We start from the raw sequence: 16,616 nt of genomic DNA, 5'->3' as shown, positions 1-16,616 counted from the left end.
AATGGAATGAATGGCATTTGGGATCCAAAAAAATTAAACGTTAACTGCAACGGACGAGACGTATCCGGAATGAGTCAAGCCGACGGGTTTTTCAAAATCGAGCCGGTCACTAAAGAATACATTCTCTCTCAAGTCGGAATCAAAGGAGATTGGAATATCTCCGAAGTTTACGACGGAAGAGTAAAACTTACGATTACTCTTCTGGGTGATTCTCCTGAGAATGAATTCTTTTATGCGTTGGGAGAGGGGAGACTTCCTTGCGTGTTCACCGTCAAGGACAAGAGCGACGGCGGGATGCTCGGTTTCTCCGCTCAGGGACGAGTTTGGGAAAGACCGAACATCGAAAGAGGTAAGGAATATAAAGATCGCGCCTGGGTTTTTCTTCTTCCGGATTACAAAGGAGTTTTAACGGCATGATCGACGAAACAACTCAACTTGAATCCAAAAAAAAGGAATATACCCTTGGTAACCTCGCGGCACTTGAATCCGATTCTTCGGCAAGGCCCGGCGAGCCAATCTTGGAGACCGTGGACGACGACGCGAAGGTTGCTCAGATTCATTTTATCGACGGAAGAAGATATAAACTTCAGCACCCCGGAAACAGGAAGGCGCTTCGATGGAGACAGGAATCGATTTCGTTAACCGAAGGACTCAATCAAGATAAACTCTTGGACAAGTTCTTTAAGTTTTGTGTGAAAGGAGTCGGTCATGGGTTCGAACCTACGTTAGACACGATTGAGCCTAACCATGTGGAGGTGTGGCTGCATCTAGCGAATCGATTTCTTAAGTGGGAGTTGGAATAACCGATTCCCTGAATTCGGCGAAGCGCCGGCTACGGAAGAATGGATGAAGTGGATAGACGAAGAAGTGGATCGTGAACTCTTCTTTTGGAAACCCTTCATTCTCGGTGTGGCGCACTTTACGAGTAGAGAACTCGAAAGTGCGTCCACCGTACTCTACATGAAGATGATGGAAGTAGTCGATCGAAGGAAGAGAAGGGAAGCCGAAGAGAAAGCGGAAGAATTGAAATTCTTAGCTAAAATGATTCAAGGTTCTAATTTTTGAAAGTGGGAAGAATAGGGCAAGGTCGAGGAAAAAAAATTAATATGGCTGCAAGAGAACTTAACGTAACGATTAAAATCGGAGTGGATCCGGACGATCCATTTTCGGGTATTCGAAAGGAATTGGATGATTTGCGTTCTAAGCTAAAAGAATTTTCGGATTCGGCCAATCTCGTTTCAGAGTCAGGAATACGAGCCTGGGAATCGCTGGGAGCTTCGATGGCGGATTCCGTTCGAGGAATGTCCGGTCTCGCTCTTCTCTCCGAGAGATTGGGAACGACGGAAGGTTCCCTTAGAAAGTTGTACGCGAGTGCAAAAGGAAATCCTCAACTCGAGAAGGAATTTTTTAACGTCGCCAAGGCCGCAGGATTCACCGAAAAAGACGTCGCAAAATTAAACTTTCAGTTGAGCGCTTCTTCTAAAATCGCGGCGGCGGCTTCCGCCTCTTTTAGAATTCTTTCCTCGATCGCCTCCTCCGCCTTTAGAACCGTGATAGGACCTTCTCTGGAAGCAGGAATCGCATTAGAAAAACAGAATGAAGTTCTCAAAACTCTTTCCGGAACTGAATATCCGAAACTTCAATCCTCGATCGAAAACGCGGTTCGAGGTTCCAAGGGGTTGTCGAATCAAAGGGAACTTACTGAAGCCGCTAATCAGGCTGTCAAAGCGGGTTTATCCGTTGATTTCATTTCCAAAAATCTTTCCGGTCTGCAAAAGTCTTCGCGACTTGCCGGGAACGATCTTTCTTCCTCCATGCAGGATGCGTACACTGCGATCAACGAAGGTAACGGAGAATTCTTAAAAAAGAACGGCGTTTTGTTTTCAGATTATACCCAGGAATTCGAGCGGATCAATCAATCGGGAATTTCCGCCGCCGATAAAAGACTCGCAAGAGAAAAGCTCCTCTCCTCCGCTTTGAGTGAGAATAGTAAATTACAAAATTCTTATGGAGAACACGTAAGGACTACTTCGGCCCTCGTTGATAGATTCAACGGGACGATCGAGATCTTAAAGGAAAAACTCGGATCCTTGATTTTGGATGCGCTAAATCCGGTCTTGCGTTTATTCGTGGATCTTTTTGAATATTTTACGATAGGTGAAGAGGCCGTCGGCCGATTGGAAGTCGCCGGTATCGTCCTGGGTAGTATTTTGGCCGGAATCGTCGCGGCGTTGATCGCGGCCGGAGTTCAGATGTTGATCACTTCCGGTTTTACGTTCGCGTCTTTGATTCCAGCTTTGATCGGAATGGCCGCCGCCGGTTGGGCCGCAATTGCACCTTGGCTTCCGTTTATCGCGATCGGCATCGCGGTCGCGTTGGTGATCGGCGGAATCACTTTTGTAATACGCGATCTTTTCAAATGGATGAAGGGCGGAAAATCGGTTATCGGAGACTTTCTTCAGTTTATCGATCCGTTGATACAGAAGTTTAACACGTTATTGGACACGGTTAGATCCTTTAAAGATAAAATTATTCAGTTTTTCAGCGATTTAGGATCTAAGATCCGTAAAATGATAAGCGACATCGTCCCTGCCGGAGTTCTTAAATTTTTAGGAATCGCTCCCGAAGTAAAAGAGCCGCCGACGCAAGTCCAAGACGCGATCATCACCAAACACGGAAAGGTGATTCAATTTCATCCCGATGACAATTTGGTCGCGGTGAAAGATCTGGGGATCTTAGGCGGATCCAAGTCGGGCAACGGAAAGGGAATCTCGGTTAACATTGCCAACGTGACGTTAGGGTCCGGCTCCACTCAAAAAGACGCACAAATGTTTGGAGCTTATTTGGAAAAAGAACTCGAGAAGATCGCTTTGAAAATCGGTCTTCAATCCGGACTTTCACCGGAAGGAGCTGCATAATGGGAATACTCACAAGCCGAGACACGATCGCGCTTACCGACGGCGATACGGAAGTTGAAATGAACGTATCATTCGATATTCAATATTCCTATCCGGCTGAGGTTACGGGACATCCGATAGAAAGGGAAAAGGGGAAAGCATCCATTACGGATTATGTTATTCCGGGTCAAAGAGGGATTACGTTAGGCGCTCTTTTGTCTTCCTCTTCTTCCGTTTCGAGTCTTTCTATAATGACCGTGGACGAAAAGTTAAACACTTTGATTCGCTGGCAAACAGACGGAACGGTCTTGACTTTGCTGGGTTACGGAACCGGGGGCATTATCAATCGAATTTTATCGATGCTTCCGTCTTTCTTTCGTTATGTAAAACCGAACGATCCGGATCAAAGATATTTGGGAAGATCGGTGGATGAGATTCCAAACCTGCTTCTCGGAGACATTACATTCTCCGAATCCAAGGAGAACGGAAACGACGTTCCGGTTAATATTTCGATAGTTCCCATTCTGGTCGCAGAAGCAAAAACGAGGGAGTTGAACTCCATGAAATCCGGCGGTAAAAAAACGACCCGTGAAGTCAATAAATCGGGAAATGCAAACCCCGCCAAACAAAAGTAAAATAGGTTATTAGAATATGCCAATATTTAAATATTTACCCATTGATTCGGATTCCATTCCGATTCGAAATACATATCAGATCGGATCTAAGGAATTCGAATTCGAATTTGCGTACAATCAGGTCGGAGATTTCGTGACGGTGCTCGTTAGAGACCAGAACGGAAACGAACTGTTCTCTTCTTGTCTAGTCTATGGTGTCTCCCTCAATCATCTCGTCGTCGACGAGTTCCCAGTGTCTATTGTGCTGAGACCGCTTGATATCGACGATTTATATCGTGATGAATTTGTCGAGATCCCGGTAAACCCGCAGACCCTCGGATCAAACGTTCAACTCTACATAGAAGGTGAAGAATGAACGGAAATCCAAAACTTTTCGGCAGAGTGGCGTCTCTTGAAATTTTTCCCAAAGGAGGAACTGCAAAGGAGTTTACCTTCCCTCCGTTCGATATGGAATTCGAATCCGATTTGGGTCCTTTGAACCTAACCACGGTCACTCTTTACAATGTGAACGAAGATACGATGACGTTGGTCGGGGCAAAAGCGCAAGGAGCCGGTTTTCAATATCCGAGCGTTTTCTTGAACGCCGGTTATAAGGATGAGAACGGTTTGGTCGCGTCCGGGAACGTAATTCGTCCTAAGTTCAAACAGGATGGAACAAATCGGATTTTAGAATTTCAGATCAGCGCTAACGCGGGGACTTGGTCTCGTTCCTATATTATGAAAACGTATAGTAAACTTCCCGCAATGAGCGTAATACTGGACGTTTTGGAAAGAGGTAACATTAAACCCGGTAAAATCGTTCTTGGCGAGAATAAGATGATAAGCCTAAGCGCAAACACTTCGTTAGGCGAGTCCGTCAAAAAAATATGCGATCTTACCAAATCACAGTACTGGTTTCAAGACGGCCTTTTGCACATAGATTCTTTTCAGCCAAAGCAAAAACGGAGTTCCATTTTTCTGGATAGCACATCCGGCTTGATCGGTCTTCCCGAAGAAGGACAAAAAAATTGGAAGGTTACAAGTCTGTTTAGACATAAATTTAAACAGAACATGGTAATCTCAATCCACGGAGGAAATTTGAACGGAGATTGTAGAATCGTAAGCGGAAAACATAAATTCTCCACGTTTCAGTCCGAAAACTATTCGGAATTGGAGGTACTTCCCTTATGAATCTCGACGAAGTCATTATCGCAGCGATGAAAAAGTCCCTCTCCAGGGTCCAGGTCGGTTTACCGGGAATCATAGATTCTTTTAATCCGAATGAGATGACGGCTAACGTAAGAATTCCTTTTAAACAAAAGGACGGATCCGGTGATGAAAAGACGTTCCCTATTCTTTCAAATATTAGAGTAGGAACGTTGTGGGCGGGTGATTTTTATGTGAAGCCCGATTATAAACGCGGAGACAACGTTTGGATTTCTTTTTCCACGCACGATACGTCTGACGCGATCAGAGGAGTGAGTTCCGTGGTCTCGGAATCCTTGTTTGATCTTCAAAGCGCATGTATCGTTTGCGGCTATAAAAGCGACGCAGAGGCGCCGGCGCTTACTTCGAATCGCTCGGGCTTGTTGATAGGCGATAAGGAAGGGAAATCCTTTATCCAGTTCGATAACGATACGATTAAGATTCAGGGAGGTTTGATCGATCTTACCGAATCGGCGGTGTTAGGTGATACGCTTGCACAGTTGATAAAGCTGATCTTGGACGTTTTTATTAATAACGCCGCTTCGTTTACTACGAATACGATTCCGAGTTCGCCAGCCGGCTTGGCTCCCTCGGTCGTATCGCAACTTAATCTAAGAAAAGCGGAAGTGGACCAGATTCTTTCAAATAAGGTGAAAATAGGATGAAAGGTTTTAAGATAGAAGACGGAGATATAGTAAGAACGAACGGTCAAAGTTTCGTTTTGGCGGGTTTGGAATACTATGCTCAAAGAATCAAGCACGCGATCCGATTGTCTCTCGGGGAATCCGCTTACGAACCGCTCACCGGTTTGGATTGGTTTACGATCTTTTCCACCAAAGTTTCAAAAGATAGAGCGATGATAGAAATCAGGAAAGTCATTCTAAAGGATCCTGAAACGATTTCCGTCGAAAGGATAGAAGTGAAAGAGACGAACGATTCAAGTCGTAGGTTGTATATTCAATATTCTGCAAATACTAAATTCGGAACCGTTGTGGGGGAAATATAATGGCTGGAGTTACGGAACAGGGCTTTATTCGAAAAACGAGAGATCAGATTCTCTCGGAATTGGAAGAGAAATACAGAACAAATTTAGGTCAGGATATCGACTTATCCATTTTGAGCGAGGACGGGATTAGGATGAGAATTCTTGCCGATGAACTGGACTTGATTCATCAATTGGCCGAGTCCGTATTTTATTCCAACTTCGCTCACACGGCAAGAGGGGTTTCTTTGGATCGAGTTTTGAATCCGCTCGGAGCCGAACGCCAACCGGCGAAACGTTCTATTGTCGCATTAAAATTTTCGGGTTTGGAAGGTTCGTTTGTAGAAACTGGTACGATTTGTCAGACTGGCAGCGGTTATCAGTTTATTACGATTGAATCCGGCTCGATTTCGGGCGGGTTCGTAATTCTAAACGCACAAGCGTTGAGCATAGAATACGGTCTCAACGGTAACGTAGCGGCTAACACCGTAAATACGATCAACACCGCGATTGCAGGCGTTGATTCCGTCGCCAATCTCGAGCCCGCGAGAGGAGGACGATCGATTGAAACCGACGTGGAATATTTGAACCGCTTCATGGGACTCGGAGTCAACGGAGGTTCGTCAGCGGCTAACGTTCAAGGCGTTCTGAATCAGATAGACTCAGTACTGAGCGCCGTCGTCTATGAGAACAATACAGATTTTGCGGATATAGACGGGCGACCTCCGCATTCTATGGAAGCGGTTATCGAAGGGGGAAGTTCGGAGGAAATCGGAGACGTCTTTTTAAAAAATTGGCCCGGAGGAATCGAATCATACGGATCCACAAATACGACGGTAATCGATAGCAAAGGAGTTGCGAGAACCTATTTTTTTAATAGGCCGACTAACGTGACCGTATATGTGAGAATCGATATCGTTCAGGATTCTGCGCTTTGGATCCCGGGATCTGAATCCATAGTAAAAACGAATTGTATCAAAGTCATCGGAGGAGTGGATACGGTTAACGCGATTTCTACGACTTATAAGGGGGACGGAACCGGGGCTGACGTGTTTGCTTGGAAACTGATCGCCGCTCAAAGCGGTCTGAGCGAATACGAATCGTCAAAGGTTCAGGGAATCAAGTCAATGTCGGTCAAAGTTGGTTTGTCGGCTCCGGCTACGTTAGACGAACTCTCGATGAACAGTCGTCAAAGGGCGAAACTCGTCACCGCAAACGTTCAGGTGAATTTTATATGACATCGGTTATCGAGGTTTTACAAAAATACCCTTCCTCGCTTTTTACACGCGATCCGAATTCTAAGATCGGAAAAAGATGGAATGCGGATCTAGAATTGTTAAACGAAGTCAATTTAGTTTTTGAGTCGTTGCGCGGTTTGACGGACTTTCGCACACAAACCGGAAGCGTCCTGGATCTGATCGGAAAAAACTTAAAACAACCACGAGAAGCAATGGATGATTTTCGTTATAAGATTTTCCTTTCGATCGCGAGACAAAAAAGAAAGTCGAAAGGAGATATTCATTCTATGAATGAAATCGGATCTCAGATTCTCGCCGGAACGGGGACTTTGTATGAAATTCAAGAACTTTGTTACGGAGGTGTTCCTCAATATCTCGACGGCTCGTTGACGCTCAACGGAGAATTTCCCCTTTCCGGGAATACAAAGAGGCCCGCCACGATTCGAGTGATCTTTTCCGGATCGGTCGATTCCGTCGTGGTTGCGCCTGAGTTCAATAAGGCGATCGCTCAGATTCGAGCGGGCGGCGTTAAGGCCGTCATTAGTTATCGTTTCGAAACATCGACTCAATCCGGGCGCCTGTATGGAGCCGCGCTTCGAACCCCTTTTTTGGACGGGGGGTGGGCGTTGGACGCCTCGACTCTATTATCGGATTCTAATATAAGAATCCAACCTTATGAGGTTGCGTTCGGGGTCGGAGGAGTGAACGAGGGCGAACCGAGAGTTCCACAAGCGGAGGACACTGGATTGCAAAACGAAGTTCTTAGAAAGGCCGTGGAAATAAGGACTCAACCCGATGGTACAAGAATCTTCGAGACGACTCTGAAACAATCCGAAGCTATTGGCGCCTCCATCAACGAGCTCGGACTCTTTGACGAAAACGGAAGTTTACTCTTTCTCAAAACCTTTCCTTCAAAGGCGAAGGACAATCTGATTCTTTATAACTTCGTAGTTCAAGAGGATTTTCAATGATCAATTTTTGTGAGAAAGATGAGGTTCGAAAAACAGGAATCTAGATCGAAATGAAGTCTCGATTCCCTAACTTGCAGAGATCCGTTTTCCTTCCGCAAGTCAAAAGGGTCGGAAAGAAAACGGTTTGGCTGAGGCAGGATTGATTCAAGGAGCGCAAGTATGACAAAAAAGATCAAAGGAGTTTGTAAAATTCAATCAATTTAAAATACATTCAATCAATATTATATGAACGTAAAGGAGTAACAATGGCAGTATTCAACGCTACAAAAACAAGGACTTGGTCAAAGAGCACGCCGGCGGACGGCGACCTTATTAATGATGAAATCGATCGTCAATATTCGAATGATCAATATTTGAAGGATCGAATTGATCAAACGGATTTGAATCTTTCCGGTGCACAGGTTCCGTTAGGCGGAATCATAGAAGATAATTTGGACCAAGCCTCATCGGTTTTGTTTAAGGAGGCAAATGCTCAGGCGATTTCGCGGACCACATACTCGGCGCTTTGGAACTTGGTTCGAAAGAACGTAACCGGTATCGTTCCCGCTAGTGATCGAATCAGCGTTGCTTCTCACGGGTTGATCGAAGGACAAATCGTCAAATTTGCATTCACGGGAGGAGGAGTTACTGCTCTCACAAAATACTACGTGAGAAATCCGACTACAAACGATTTCCAAATTTCATCCACACCGACGGGTAGCGTATTGGATCTTACTTCCTCTCAAACGGGCGAGATGATTCTAAATACTGAATATGGTTTCGGGGACGGAGCTACTACGTTCAATGTTCCGGATAGGCGAGGTCTTTTTGCAAGAGGAGCCGGACTGCATGGAACAAGAGCCAAGGCGGCCGGCGGGAACTATGATGGAGGAGGCATCGGGTTTGAAGGACAAGATCAGTTCCAAGAGCACGGCCACCAAGTCTTAAATGGATTTCCTTATAACTATACTGCCGGTCCAACGGGGGGAGGTGGTTTCACTGGTGCAGATCATCGGTCCACGACAGATTATGCGATCGCTTATAATAACGGCACTCCGCGAACCGGAAACGAAACCACGCCTGCTTACGTAGCAGTAAAATACAAAGTGAGGGTAGCATGAATTATATTATAGAAAAGGAAAGTAACAAAGTGCTCTGGATCAATTCGGATCCTCGGAAATTAAACGGTAAAAATGCTTGGCATTCGTTTGATGAGACGCAGCACAAGGTCGTCTATGCAATTCATTACAATCCGGGAATTCAGGATAAATTTGAGGCGGCGCTCGATGGTGATGATGTTGCGGTGGCTTTTCAGCCAAAGTCCGTTTATGATAAAAAAACGGCGCGAGAAAGAATGCTCCAGGACTGGAATGACAAACTGGATTCGGAAGCTGAAACGGAGGATAATCCTCTTCGAGATGAAAACGAAAATATAATTCCCCATCAAATCCACACCGCCTCCGGTTGGAAGTTGGATATCGTCTCAAAGAAAAAAGATATGATTCACGACATCAACGCTCTTTGTTCTGAAAAGATCATATACGGTTTTTTGTCGATGGCCTTGGGATCTTCACATCACTATTCATTTGATCGGGACGATCAAATGAATTTAAACGGAGCCGTTTTTCCGGAGGTCGACGTTCCTTTGAAGTGTAGGAACGGTGAGAGTCAAAAAGAATGGAAAATTCATACTCCTTTTCAGGTTAGACAAGTCGCAAAGGACGGAGCGTTTCACAAAGCGAAGTTGTTGGAATTTGCGAGTCAGCTAAAGGCAAGGGTAAACAAGATTGTTACTGTGCAAGATTTCTGTGAGATCGATATCCATTCCGGTTGGGAATTGGATTGAGTATTTTAATGCGTGCGTCTTTTGACGCGCGCATTTTTCTCGAAGAATTATGTATTTAATGTATTCTAAAAACTGAATATTTTATCGTATATTCCGAATGTAAAACTCGTTTCTATTTCCGGCGAGCATTGCCTGAAGATGAGAAATAAATTCTGAAATCACCTTCTCGGACGAAGTTTAACCTCAAATTTCAAAGGACTTTCCTCAGAGTCTAACGTAGGATCTCATACTTTATCCAGATCAACAAGAATGCCTCAAAAACGTAGCAACGATCTGTTTCAAAGAAATTTTCGAATACATACGCTCCGGATCAGAATTTAATGAAGAAATCTTTCTGCGCAACATTTTCTTTCGAGAGATCAAGAGAGATTTGAATTTTTCGTTTTAGAAAATCAATTTACAGCGCGTCGCAAAACCTTATTTTATTTTGTCGGAAAGATCGGGCTGCAAGAACCTGTCCCAGTTTTGGGACAGGTTCTTATGAATTCCAGAATCGTTTTTTGAATTAGTTCTTTTTGAGTCCAAGGGATGAAATGATTTTCATCTTCTAAGGGGATCGTTTTCAAAACGGTATTTGAAAGTTGAGTTTGAAAGTATTCCAAGTTTTGATAGGGAACAAGGGAATCTTTTTTTCCGTGGATGAGAACTGTTTTGCAGCGAATATTCTTCCAATATGGTTCCAATGCGAAGAGCTGTTCTTTGAGAGGAAGCATTTCGGAGTTGCTGTGATTGAGTTCCGTTGGAAGGAGCGCTTTGAGCCAATTCCAATCTGCGATTCGATTGTACCACTGAACTTCCTCCGCTTCACCGCTCAGAGGAGCCGCCAAGAGTAGAAGTCCGTCGATCCTTGATTTCGGGAAGGATGCAATTCTCGCGGCGATCGGTCCTCCGTAGGAATGTCCTACTAAAATGGTTTTTCCTTTCTCCTCTTTTGAAATCGATTTTCGAAATTCTAAAATAGTCTTAGCCAGTATTGAAGATTGTTTTTCCACGTCGGGGAGGCTTATTTTATTGTTTGATTTTCCGAAGCCGGGTCTATCCACGGAAAGAATACAAAAAGAAGAAGTGAGAATTTTATCTCCCAGATACCAAGCATAATTCTGCCAGCCGCCCGGAGATCCGTGAATGAATATTATAATATTCTCATTCTTTGATTCGCATCCGCTTGTCACGCCGTAGACGACGAGTCCTTCCGATAAAAACCGGACTTCTCTCGGGGAAGCCCCTTCTTCTTCGAGTTGCCGCAGGCTTTCCTCCGGTTTTTTTTGGAGGTCTTCCGGAATTCTGCAGAAAGACAAAAGACATACGGTTGAAGCCGCAGCCGTGATAATTCGAAAAAGATTAAGCGACATTTTATAATCGTCCGTCTACGCTGCCGGAAATTCTCCCCTTTGTATCTGTCCGTAGAATCTCAAGAAAGTCGAATTCGGTAAGGAAGGGTTATCGGGTTCGTAAAGGCCCTCTCGGATTCCTTTTACGAGATACATATCGATTTCACCTTTGTTCTTAGCCTTTATCTTTCCTCTGTGCTCGCAGATAAAAAAGTCTTTGATGTTTTCGTATGTCTCGCTGGAAACGTTGACTTCTCCCGGTATTCCAGAGCTTTCCATTCTGCTCGCGGTGTTGACCGTATCTCCCCAGATATCGTACGCAAACTTATCAGTTCCTACTATTCCCGCCACCACCGAACCCGTATGAATTCCGAGTCTGAGTTCCCAAAAAGGAAGATTCTTACTTTCTCTTTCCCGTTTTTTTAAATTCATAAATCTTTGAAATTCCAATCCGCAAAGGACCGCATCGATACAATGCGTTTTATTTTTTACGGGGAGTCCTCCCGCCGCCATATAAGCGTCGCCGATCGTTTTTATTTTTTCCATTCTGTGATTTTTTATGATCGAGTCGAATTTGCGGAAAAAAAGATCCAGTTCGCTTAACAATTCTTCCGGCGTCATCGTTTCCGCGATTTGTGTAAAGCCCGCCATGTCCGTAAAAAGTACGGTTACGTTTTCGTAACGGACCGGGGCCACCGAATCGTTTCTTTTTAACTCCTCTGCGACCGTTTCGGGAAGAATATTCAACAATAAAGAATCGGATTTTTTTCTTTCTATGTTCAGATTTCTCGTTAGAATGAAGATCAAAAGTCCGGTAAGAATCTGCACAAAAAGATAATTTCCCCCCGCGTCCAAATATCTTTCCGTTTCGTTGGGATACGCCTTGATCCATTGTCTATTGTGGAATTCGGCGGCGTAGAGGAATGCGGTCGCGGCCGCGTAGATCAGATACACGAGCCATACATTATGATTCCTTAATAGAATTGTCGCGATCACGAGGGCGGGAATGAAGTAGTAGTGATTTCCGCCGATCGATCCTCCGTTAAAAAACCACATGGAAGAAAGATATGCTAAGATCGTTAGATTGAAGGGCCAGAACAGGGAATAATATACGCTTTTGATCCGAGAGATCAGATACATTCCCGTCAAAAGAACTCCCGAGACGAGGTTTAAGAGAAAGATAACCATGAAATTCTCGAGATAAAAAGAAGAAAAGGCGCCGAAAATATTAAGCGCGCCGTTTACAAAGGCGACGGTATTAAAAAGCCTGTGTTCCAAAGAATTTTTCTTCGGATCTCCAAACATGAAATATACGAACTTTAGAACTTGATCGGTCATTCTCGATATCCTAGATTTCCTTTCGTCGGAGATAAATCATTTATTTCCAAAGAGTTCTTAAAAACCGAATTCTTTTCGATAAATTCAATCGGATCGATCGGTTACTTTTCTGTTTCCCGCGTAGAATCGAAGCAGAACTCGAACGATCTCATACAAGCTCGTTTTAGGAACGCCCGATTTGCGGTTTTCGGAACCGATTCGAAAAAGAAGATTCCATTGTCTAAAAAGAATCGAGTACATTTCCAAAACCGAAAATTTTGGATCGTAGAGGTTTGTGGATTCGGAAGTGATTCCGTTTAATTCTACGATTCCGAATTCTTGTCCTAATTTTAATTTTTCATCCGATTGGTATCGAACGTCGTATCTTCCAAAGTAAAAACCGGAGAAGGTTCGGGAGATTTGATCGATTTTTTCACCCAAGGCTTCGGTAATCAGATCGCTTCCGTCCGAAAATAGAGTTCCTTGACAATGATTCCCCGCTTCGGCGAGTCTCATTTTTTCTCCCTTTGCAAGAATTCTGTTCCATTGTTTTTCATGTCTTTCTTGAAAGACCTTAGATTGATATCGAAATCGAGGATGGTTTAAGATCAATTCTCCAAGCGAAGATATTCCGTTTCCTTCGACGATCGGAAACGTTTTCCTGGTTATGGAAAAAATATTTCCCTTTTTTTCTTTCGGCAAACGGTAATAAAAAATTCCGGCTTCCATCGGTCCCGGGTGATATTCCTGCATGATAAAGTCAACGTTTGTTTCGGATATATATCGAACCGCGTCTTCCTCCTCTTTTACGAGCCTTACTCCCGCGCCTCTTTGTCCGGCGTCCGGTTTTAGAATATAAGGATATTGGAATGTATTAGTTGCGAAAGATGTTCTAATGTTTTTTAGATCGGTTTCCGAATCGATTCTTGAAATTTTATGAAATCTTAATATATGATCGGAGGATATGTTTTTGAGAATTTCATTTTTGGATTCTCCCACCAAGCCGCCTAAGTCGATCCCGGGGTTGGCCGCGCAGATCGTTCCGAATCCTCCGTTACGAACCGTCAAATAGACTATATACGGAACCAACGGCGCATAAAAGAGCCAAGCCGGCCAGAACTCGGGTTTGGATATTTTTCCGAACGAGATTTCCCATGACGGGATTCTACCAAAGTTTTTTTTCCGATTAGGTTTCTTTGTGAGTTGTTTTTTTCTGGAACTGAAGAGTCGAAAAGGCAACTCCAAATTCTTTCGGTAGGGAAACATCGCTTAAAAAACACTCCGCGTAAATTTTGATGATCGCCATGTGATGGATCGTATGATCCTGGACGTATAAGAATTCCCGTTTGAGATTGCTGATCGTTTTGCCTTCCAGTCCGGTTTCCGGATCCAAAAGATAGGAAAGTTCGATCATCTTATTCTCGTCGATCGATTCTAATTCGCTTAATAATTCGAAAATTTTATCTCTGGCCGCGAGAGGAGAGGTTTCATAGAGAGGATTTCTTTTTCTACGGTCATAGGAAAGTCCGGACGTATCGATTCCGCCGACCAGATTCTCCAAAACCTCCATACAATGACGTACGTGTTTTCCGATACTCGATCCTTTTACTTGAGTGATCTCCCGGGAATAATCGGTTTCCTCGATCGTGGAAAGTAGATCCGCGAGTTGATTAAAGGTATTTCGTATATTCTTAAACTGAATGTGTAACATCGCTGGATTCTTCGGAAGAAAACTTTCGAAGTTACAAAGAAAATTCGGTTTTTCCCGGATTGCAACTAGATAAAAGAAAAAGAGGAAATGGGACAGAGTCTAAACCCTGTCCTTTGATTTTGAATTGGAATGCTAATAAAGACTAAAACGAACCGGTATCAAAACTTTGACGGTGATCGCCTTACCTTCTAAGATGGAGGGTGAATATCTTTTTTTATAAAAGGCCTCGATGGCGGATTCTTCCAAGCCGAATCCTAACGCCTTTCCGACGGATCTCACTCGGAGCACTTCACCCGTATCGGCGATTACGATTTCAAGAGTTGTGGTTCCGGAAATTCCCGCCGCTTTCGCGTCGCTCGTAAATACCGGGATCACGTTCGGAGTCAAATCCACGGGAGCGGTCGCTCCGGAGATGACCGCGTCTTGTGCGCCTGCAATTCTCGGATCCTCTTTCTTTTTGAGCGTGTCCGTTAATTCGAAGTCGCCGTCTTCGGGAGCTCCTTCGGCCGGTTCTTGGATGGAGAGATTGTCGATGAACGCGACTTCTTCCACGAGTTTATCCAGACGATCGAATTCGATCGAAGGAGTGTACCAAAACAAAAGAATCAATATCTGTAGAACGAACGAAAGTCCGATCCAAGATTCGTATGGATATCTCTCAACAAAACGTTTGAGTTTACTTTTAAGTTTATTTTGAGTCCCGGTATTCAATGCCAGTTCCTTTATTTCAACCCGCCGCCCTGCGTGGTTTTAGTCACGAGAGAGATTTTAAGTGCGCCGGCATCCTGAAGAGTTTCAAACACTTGGTCCAGTTCCGCGTAAGGAAGTTCCTTGTCGGCGTGTATGAGAACTTTTAAGTCCGGAGTGGTCGTGAGTTTTGCTCTGATATTGTTGATCGCTTCGTTGATCGGCATCTTGATCGAATTGTAGAAAACGGTTCTGCCCGGATCCGCGCTCAAATAAATGTTCGCGATCTTTTTATTCAACTGTTCTCCGCCGGGAACGTCCGGAAGAGCGATCGGTATATCGGGATCCGTATCCAAAACCGAAGTGACCATAAAGAATACGAGTAAGAGGAAAGCGATATCCGCCATGGAACTGACGGGAATGCTCGGTGGATTCTTTTTCTTTTTTAAACTCATTGGTTTTACTTTAACCTTTTTACGGAGATCAACTTGAATCCGCGTAACTGAACCGCTGAAAGCGCGTCCAGCATGTTTCCGTATTTAGTGTCGCCGGTGGTTTTAATGAGCGCAACCTTGTTCGCGATGTCCGGAATTTCCAAAAGGTTCAATTGTTGACGAAAGTCGTTTAGATTTCTATAATCCTTCGTTCCGATGGTTTTATTTCTCATCTTTATCGTTTCGCCCGTCACGAGAATTTCGTAGACGTTTTCCCTTAGGACGGTCGTGGGATTGGCGTTTTTTCGCGGGAGTTGAACGTTTAACCCCTCTTTTACGAAGAATACTGCCGTAACCATAAAAAACACCAAGAGAAGAAATGCGATATCCGACATCGAAGAAGCGGAGATCTCTTCCAATACGCGTTTCTTTTTTATCTGGATCATGCCGATACCTTTATTAGAAAAAGCGAATTAAGCTTTTTTAGAATTTCTTTTTAAGAATTCTTTGTAGATTCTGTTCGCCGCTTCTTCGATTTCGGACGTAAATCCGTCGATTCTTGAGGTAAGGTATTGGTGAAACGTCATCGCAGGGATGGCTACGATCAAACCCGCTGCGGTCGTGATCAATGCTTCTTTGATACCGCCTGCAACCACTTTTGCGTTTACTTGGTCCGCGTTTGCAATCGCGTCGAAAGCGTTGATCATCCCGGATACGGTTCCCAAGAATCCGATCAGTGGAGCGATCGTGGAGACCGCTGCTAAGATAACGAGTCCTCTTTCAAGAACGGTGATTACTTCCGCCGCTTCTCTTTCCACACCTTTGGAGAAAATTTCCGCGTCTCCGGATGATACGTCGATCCCTCCGGCCAAAACCTGAGTGATCTTGTAATCTTTTCTTTCATCCAAGAAACTTTGAACCGCATCGAGTCCTTTCGAATCCATCGCTTCGCCCAAGTCTATGTTGTAACCTTTTGGAAGAAGTTTCGCCGTGGATAAGAAGAAGATTCTTTCGAAGATGATTCCAAGAGCGACGATGGAAGAAAGAGCCAGAGGATACATGGTCCAACCACCGAGTAGAAAGAGATCGACAAAGCCCCAGCTTTTTTCGGGTTTTGGCGCGGGAGCCGCGGGAGTTTCCGCTTTGGCTTCTTCCGCGGCCGGCGCGGTCTGAGTCGTTTCGGTTTTAGTTGGCTCGGTTGTTTTATCTTGCGCAAATATTACAGTCGTGGAAAGGGAAATGAGTCCCGAAAGGATGAGTGCGGTTGTCACCCATTTGAATTCTTTTTTTAAAGAAGAAAATTTCATCGATATCTCCGATCAAAATGTGACTGTAATATAAGAGAGAATTGTTACCGCAGAATTACAAAAAGATTACGGATCCGAAACTTAGGAGTAGGATAA

21 protein-coding genes are annotated in these 16,616 nt (G+C 44.3%); 13 read left to right on the top strand and 8 right to left on the bottom strand.

Annotated features, from left to right (window positions below; all coding sequences use genetic code 11):
• Positions 1 to 6: 6 nt before the first annotated feature.
• The 13 genes from CH376_RS09810 to CH376_RS09745 all read left to right on the top strand — a co-directional run bounded on the left by CH376_RS09810 (position 7) and on the right by CH376_RS09745 (position 9,733).
• Positions 7 to 417, top strand: coding sequence for a phage structural protein (locus tag CH376_RS09810; RefSeq protein WP_100785985.1), 411 nt, complete (start codon positions 7 to 9; stop codon positions 415 to 417).
• Positions 414 to 803, top strand: coding sequence for an LIC_12613 family protein (locus CH376_RS09805; RefSeq protein ID WP_243394738.1), 390 nt, complete (start codon positions 414 to 416; stop codon positions 801 to 803). The genes CH376_RS09810 and CH376_RS09805 overlap by 4 nt, the downstream gene beginning before the upstream one ends.
• 43 nt (positions 804 to 846) lie before the next feature.
• Complete coding sequence (locus CH376_RS09800) at positions 847 to 1,065, top strand: hypothetical protein (RefSeq protein WP_100785986.1); 219 nt, start codon at positions 847 to 849, stop codon at positions 1,063 to 1,065.
• 41 nt (positions 1,066 to 1,106) lie between these two features.
• Entirely contained in the window at positions 1,107 to 2,918 is a 1,812-nt protein-coding gene (locus tag CH376_RS09795) for an LIC12611 family phage tail protein (RefSeq protein WP_100785987.1), read from the top strand.
• Positions 2,918 to 3,532 carry a phage baseplate protein gene (locus CH376_RS09790; protein ID WP_100785988.1) on the top strand — a complete coding sequence of 205 codons (615 nt, stop codon included), beginning with the start codon at positions 2,918 to 2,920 and terminating at the stop codon, positions 3,530 to 3,532. Before CH376_RS09795 ends, CH376_RS09790 begins: the two co-directional genes overlap by 1 nt.
• A 16-nt stretch (positions 3,533 to 3,548) precedes the next feature.
• Entirely contained in the window at positions 3,549 to 3,887 is a 339-nt protein-coding gene (locus tag CH376_RS09785) for a phage baseplate plug family protein (RefSeq protein WP_100785989.1), read from the top strand.
• Positions 3,884 to 4,702, top strand: coding sequence for a phage protein (locus tag CH376_RS09780; RefSeq protein WP_100785990.1), 819 nt, complete (start codon positions 3,884 to 3,886; stop codon positions 4,700 to 4,702). Before CH376_RS09785 ends, CH376_RS09780 begins: the two co-directional genes overlap by 4 nt.
• A complete protein-coding gene (locus CH376_RS09775) occupies positions 4,699 to 5,382 on the top strand; it encodes a Gp138 family membrane-puncturing spike protein (protein ID WP_100785991.1) in 684 nt (227 codons plus the stop codon). The genes CH376_RS09780 and CH376_RS09775 overlap by 4 nt, the downstream gene beginning before the upstream one ends.
• The gene (locus CH376_RS09770; protein WP_100785992.1) at positions 5,379 to 5,723 is read left to right on the top strand and encodes a contractile injection system sheath initiator; all 345 of its coding nucleotides are present in this window, start codon (positions 5,379 to 5,381) and stop codon (positions 5,721 to 5,723) included. Before CH376_RS09775 ends, CH376_RS09770 begins: the two co-directional genes overlap by 4 nt.
• The gene (locus CH376_RS09765; protein ID WP_100785993.1) at positions 5,723 to 6,937 is read left to right on the top strand and encodes a baseplate J/gp47 family protein; all 1,215 of its coding nucleotides are present in this window, start codon (positions 5,723 to 5,725) and stop codon (positions 6,935 to 6,937) included. Before CH376_RS09770 ends, CH376_RS09765 begins: the two co-directional genes overlap by 1 nt.
• Positions 6,934 to 7,908: a phage tail protein gene (locus tag CH376_RS09760; RefSeq protein ID WP_100785994.1), complete on the top strand. Its 975-nt coding sequence runs from the start codon at positions 6,934 to 6,936 to the stop codon at positions 7,906 to 7,908. The genes CH376_RS09765 and CH376_RS09760 overlap by 4 nt, the downstream gene beginning before the upstream one ends.
• 245 nt (positions 7,909 to 8,153) lie before the next feature.
• The gene (locus tag CH376_RS09750; RefSeq protein WP_100785996.1) at positions 8,154 to 9,008 is read left to right on the top strand and encodes a tail fiber protein; all 855 of its coding nucleotides are present in this window, start codon (positions 8,154 to 8,156) and stop codon (positions 9,006 to 9,008) included.
• Complete coding sequence (locus tag CH376_RS09745) at positions 9,005 to 9,733, top strand: DUF4376 domain-containing protein (RefSeq protein ID WP_100785997.1); 729 nt, start codon at positions 9,005 to 9,007, stop codon at positions 9,731 to 9,733. Before CH376_RS09750 ends, CH376_RS09745 begins: the two co-directional genes overlap by 4 nt.
• 422 nt (positions 9,734 to 10,155) lie before the next feature.
• Here CH376_RS09745 and CH376_RS09740 read toward each other — a convergent pair whose 3' ends face one another.
• The 8 genes from CH376_RS09740 to CH376_RS09705 all read right to left on the bottom strand — a co-directional run bounded on the left by CH376_RS09740 (position 10,156) and on the right by CH376_RS09705 (position 16,520).
• Complete coding sequence (locus tag CH376_RS09740) at positions 10,156 to 11,085, bottom strand: alpha/beta fold hydrolase (RefSeq protein WP_100785998.1); 930 nt, start codon at positions 11,083 to 11,085, stop codon at positions 10,156 to 10,158.
• Positions 11,086 to 11,100: 15 nt separating this feature from the next.
• Entirely contained in the window at positions 11,101 to 12,402 is a 1,302-nt protein-coding gene (locus CH376_RS09735; RefSeq protein WP_100785999.1) for an adenylate/guanylate cyclase domain-containing protein, read from the bottom strand.
• An 84-nt stretch (positions 12,403 to 12,486) separates the two neighbouring features.
• Positions 12,487 to 13,545 (bottom strand): carboxylate--amine ligase, encoded by a 1,059-nt coding sequence (locus tag CH376_RS09730; RefSeq protein WP_100786028.1) that lies wholly within the window; start codon positions 13,543 to 13,545, stop codon positions 12,487 to 12,489.
• Between the two features lie 22 nt (positions 13,546 to 13,567).
• The gene (locus CH376_RS09725; RefSeq protein WP_100786000.1) at positions 13,568 to 14,092 is read right to left on the bottom strand and encodes a DinB family protein; all 525 of its coding nucleotides are present in this window, start codon (positions 14,090 to 14,092) and stop codon (positions 13,568 to 13,570) included.
• Between the two features lie 132 nt (positions 14,093 to 14,224).
• The gene (locus CH376_RS09720; protein WP_100786001.1) at positions 14,225 to 14,803 is read right to left on the bottom strand and encodes an energy transducer TonB; all 579 of its coding nucleotides are present in this window, start codon (positions 14,801 to 14,803) and stop codon (positions 14,225 to 14,227) included.
• Between the two features lie 11 nt (positions 14,804 to 14,814).
• On the bottom strand, positions 14,815 to 15,234 hold the full coding sequence (locus tag CH376_RS09715) for an ExbD/TolR family protein (RefSeq protein WP_100786002.1): 420 nt from the start codon (positions 15,232 to 15,234) through the stop codon (positions 14,815 to 14,817).
• Positions 15,235 to 15,239: 5 nt separating this feature from the next.
• Positions 15,240 to 15,659, bottom strand: a complete 420-nt coding sequence (locus tag CH376_RS09710; RefSeq protein ID WP_100786003.1) for an ExbD/TolR family protein — start codon at positions 15,657 to 15,659, stop codon at positions 15,240 to 15,242.
• 27 nt (positions 15,660 to 15,686) lie between these two features.
• Positions 15,687 to 16,520 (bottom strand): MotA/TolQ/ExbB proton channel family protein, encoded by an 834-nt coding sequence (locus tag CH376_RS09705; RefSeq protein ID WP_100786004.1) that lies wholly within the window; start codon positions 16,518 to 16,520, stop codon positions 15,687 to 15,689.
• Between the last annotated feature and the right edge of the window lie 96 nt (positions 16,521 to 16,616).

Origin of the sequence: Leptospira adleri (assembly GCF_002811985.1) — a bacterium.
Taxonomy (GTDB): domain Bacteria; phylum Spirochaetota; class Leptospiria; order Leptospirales; family Leptospiraceae; genus Leptospira; species Leptospira adleri.
The sequence above is the reverse complement of the archived record's forward strand: the minus strand, read 5'-3'. Positions and strand labels throughout refer to the sequence as shown.

Coding starts and splice junctions, on each gene's coding strand:
- CH376_RS09810 (WP_100785985.1), top strand. CDS start 7: ATGAATGGCATTTGGGATCCAAAAAAATTAAACGTTAACTGCAACGGA.
- CH376_RS09745 (WP_100785997.1), top strand. CDS start 9,005: ATGAATTATATTATAGAAAAGGAAAGTAACAAAGTGCTCTGGATCAAT.
- CH376_RS09750 (WP_100785996.1), top strand. CDS start 8,154: ATGGCAGTATTCAACGCTACAAAAACAAGGACTTGGTCAAAGAGCACG.
- CH376_RS09805 (WP_243394738.1), top strand. CDS start 414: ATGATCGACGAAACAACTCAACTTGAATCCAAAAAAAAGGAATATACC.
- CH376_RS09780 (WP_100785990.1), top strand. CDS start 3,884: ATGAACGGAAATCCAAAACTTTTCGGCAGAGTGGCGTCTCTTGAAATT.
- CH376_RS09760 (WP_100785994.1), top strand. CDS start 6,934: ATGACATCGGTTATCGAGGTTTTACAAAAATACCCTTCCTCGCTTTTT.
- CH376_RS09725 (WP_100786000.1), bottom strand. CDS start 14,092: ATGTTACACATTCAGTTTAAGAATATACGAAATACCTTTAATCAACTC.
- CH376_RS09715 (WP_100786002.1), bottom strand. CDS start 15,234: ATGAGTTTAAAAAAGAAAAAGAATCCACCGAGCATTCCCGTCAGTTCC.
- CH376_RS09775 (WP_100785991.1), top strand. CDS start 4,699: ATGAATCTCGACGAAGTCATTATCGCAGCGATGAAAAAGTCCCTCTCC.
- CH376_RS09740 (WP_100785998.1), bottom strand. CDS start 11,085: ATGTCGCTTAATCTTTTTCGAATTATCACGGCTGCGGCTTCAACCGTA.
- CH376_RS09705 (WP_100786004.1), bottom strand. CDS start 16,520: ATGAAATTTTCTTCTTTAAAAAAAGAATTCAAATGGGTGACAACCGCA.
- CH376_RS09770 (WP_100785992.1), top strand. CDS start 5,379: ATGAAAGGTTTTAAGATAGAAGACGGAGATATAGTAAGAACGAACGGT.
- CH376_RS09765 (WP_100785993.1), top strand. CDS start 5,723: ATGGCTGGAGTTACGGAACAGGGCTTTATTCGAAAAACGAGAGATCAG.
- CH376_RS09795 (WP_100785987.1), top strand. CDS start 1,107: ATGGCTGCAAGAGAACTTAACGTAACGATTAAAATCGGAGTGGATCCG.
- CH376_RS09735 (WP_100785999.1), bottom strand. CDS start 12,402: ATGACCGATCAAGTTCTAAAGTTCGTATATTTCATGTTTGGAGATCCG.
- CH376_RS09790 (WP_100785988.1), top strand. CDS start 2,918: ATGGGAATACTCACAAGCCGAGACACGATCGCGCTTACCGACGGCGAT.
- CH376_RS09785 (WP_100785989.1), top strand. CDS start 3,549: ATGCCAATATTTAAATATTTACCCATTGATTCGGATTCCATTCCGATT.
- CH376_RS09800 (WP_100785986.1), top strand. CDS start 847: ATGAAGTGGATAGACGAAGAAGTGGATCGTGAACTCTTCTTTTGGAAA.
- CH376_RS09710 (WP_100786003.1), bottom strand. CDS start 15,659: ATGATCCAGATAAAAAAGAAACGCGTATTGGAAGAGATCTCCGCTTCT.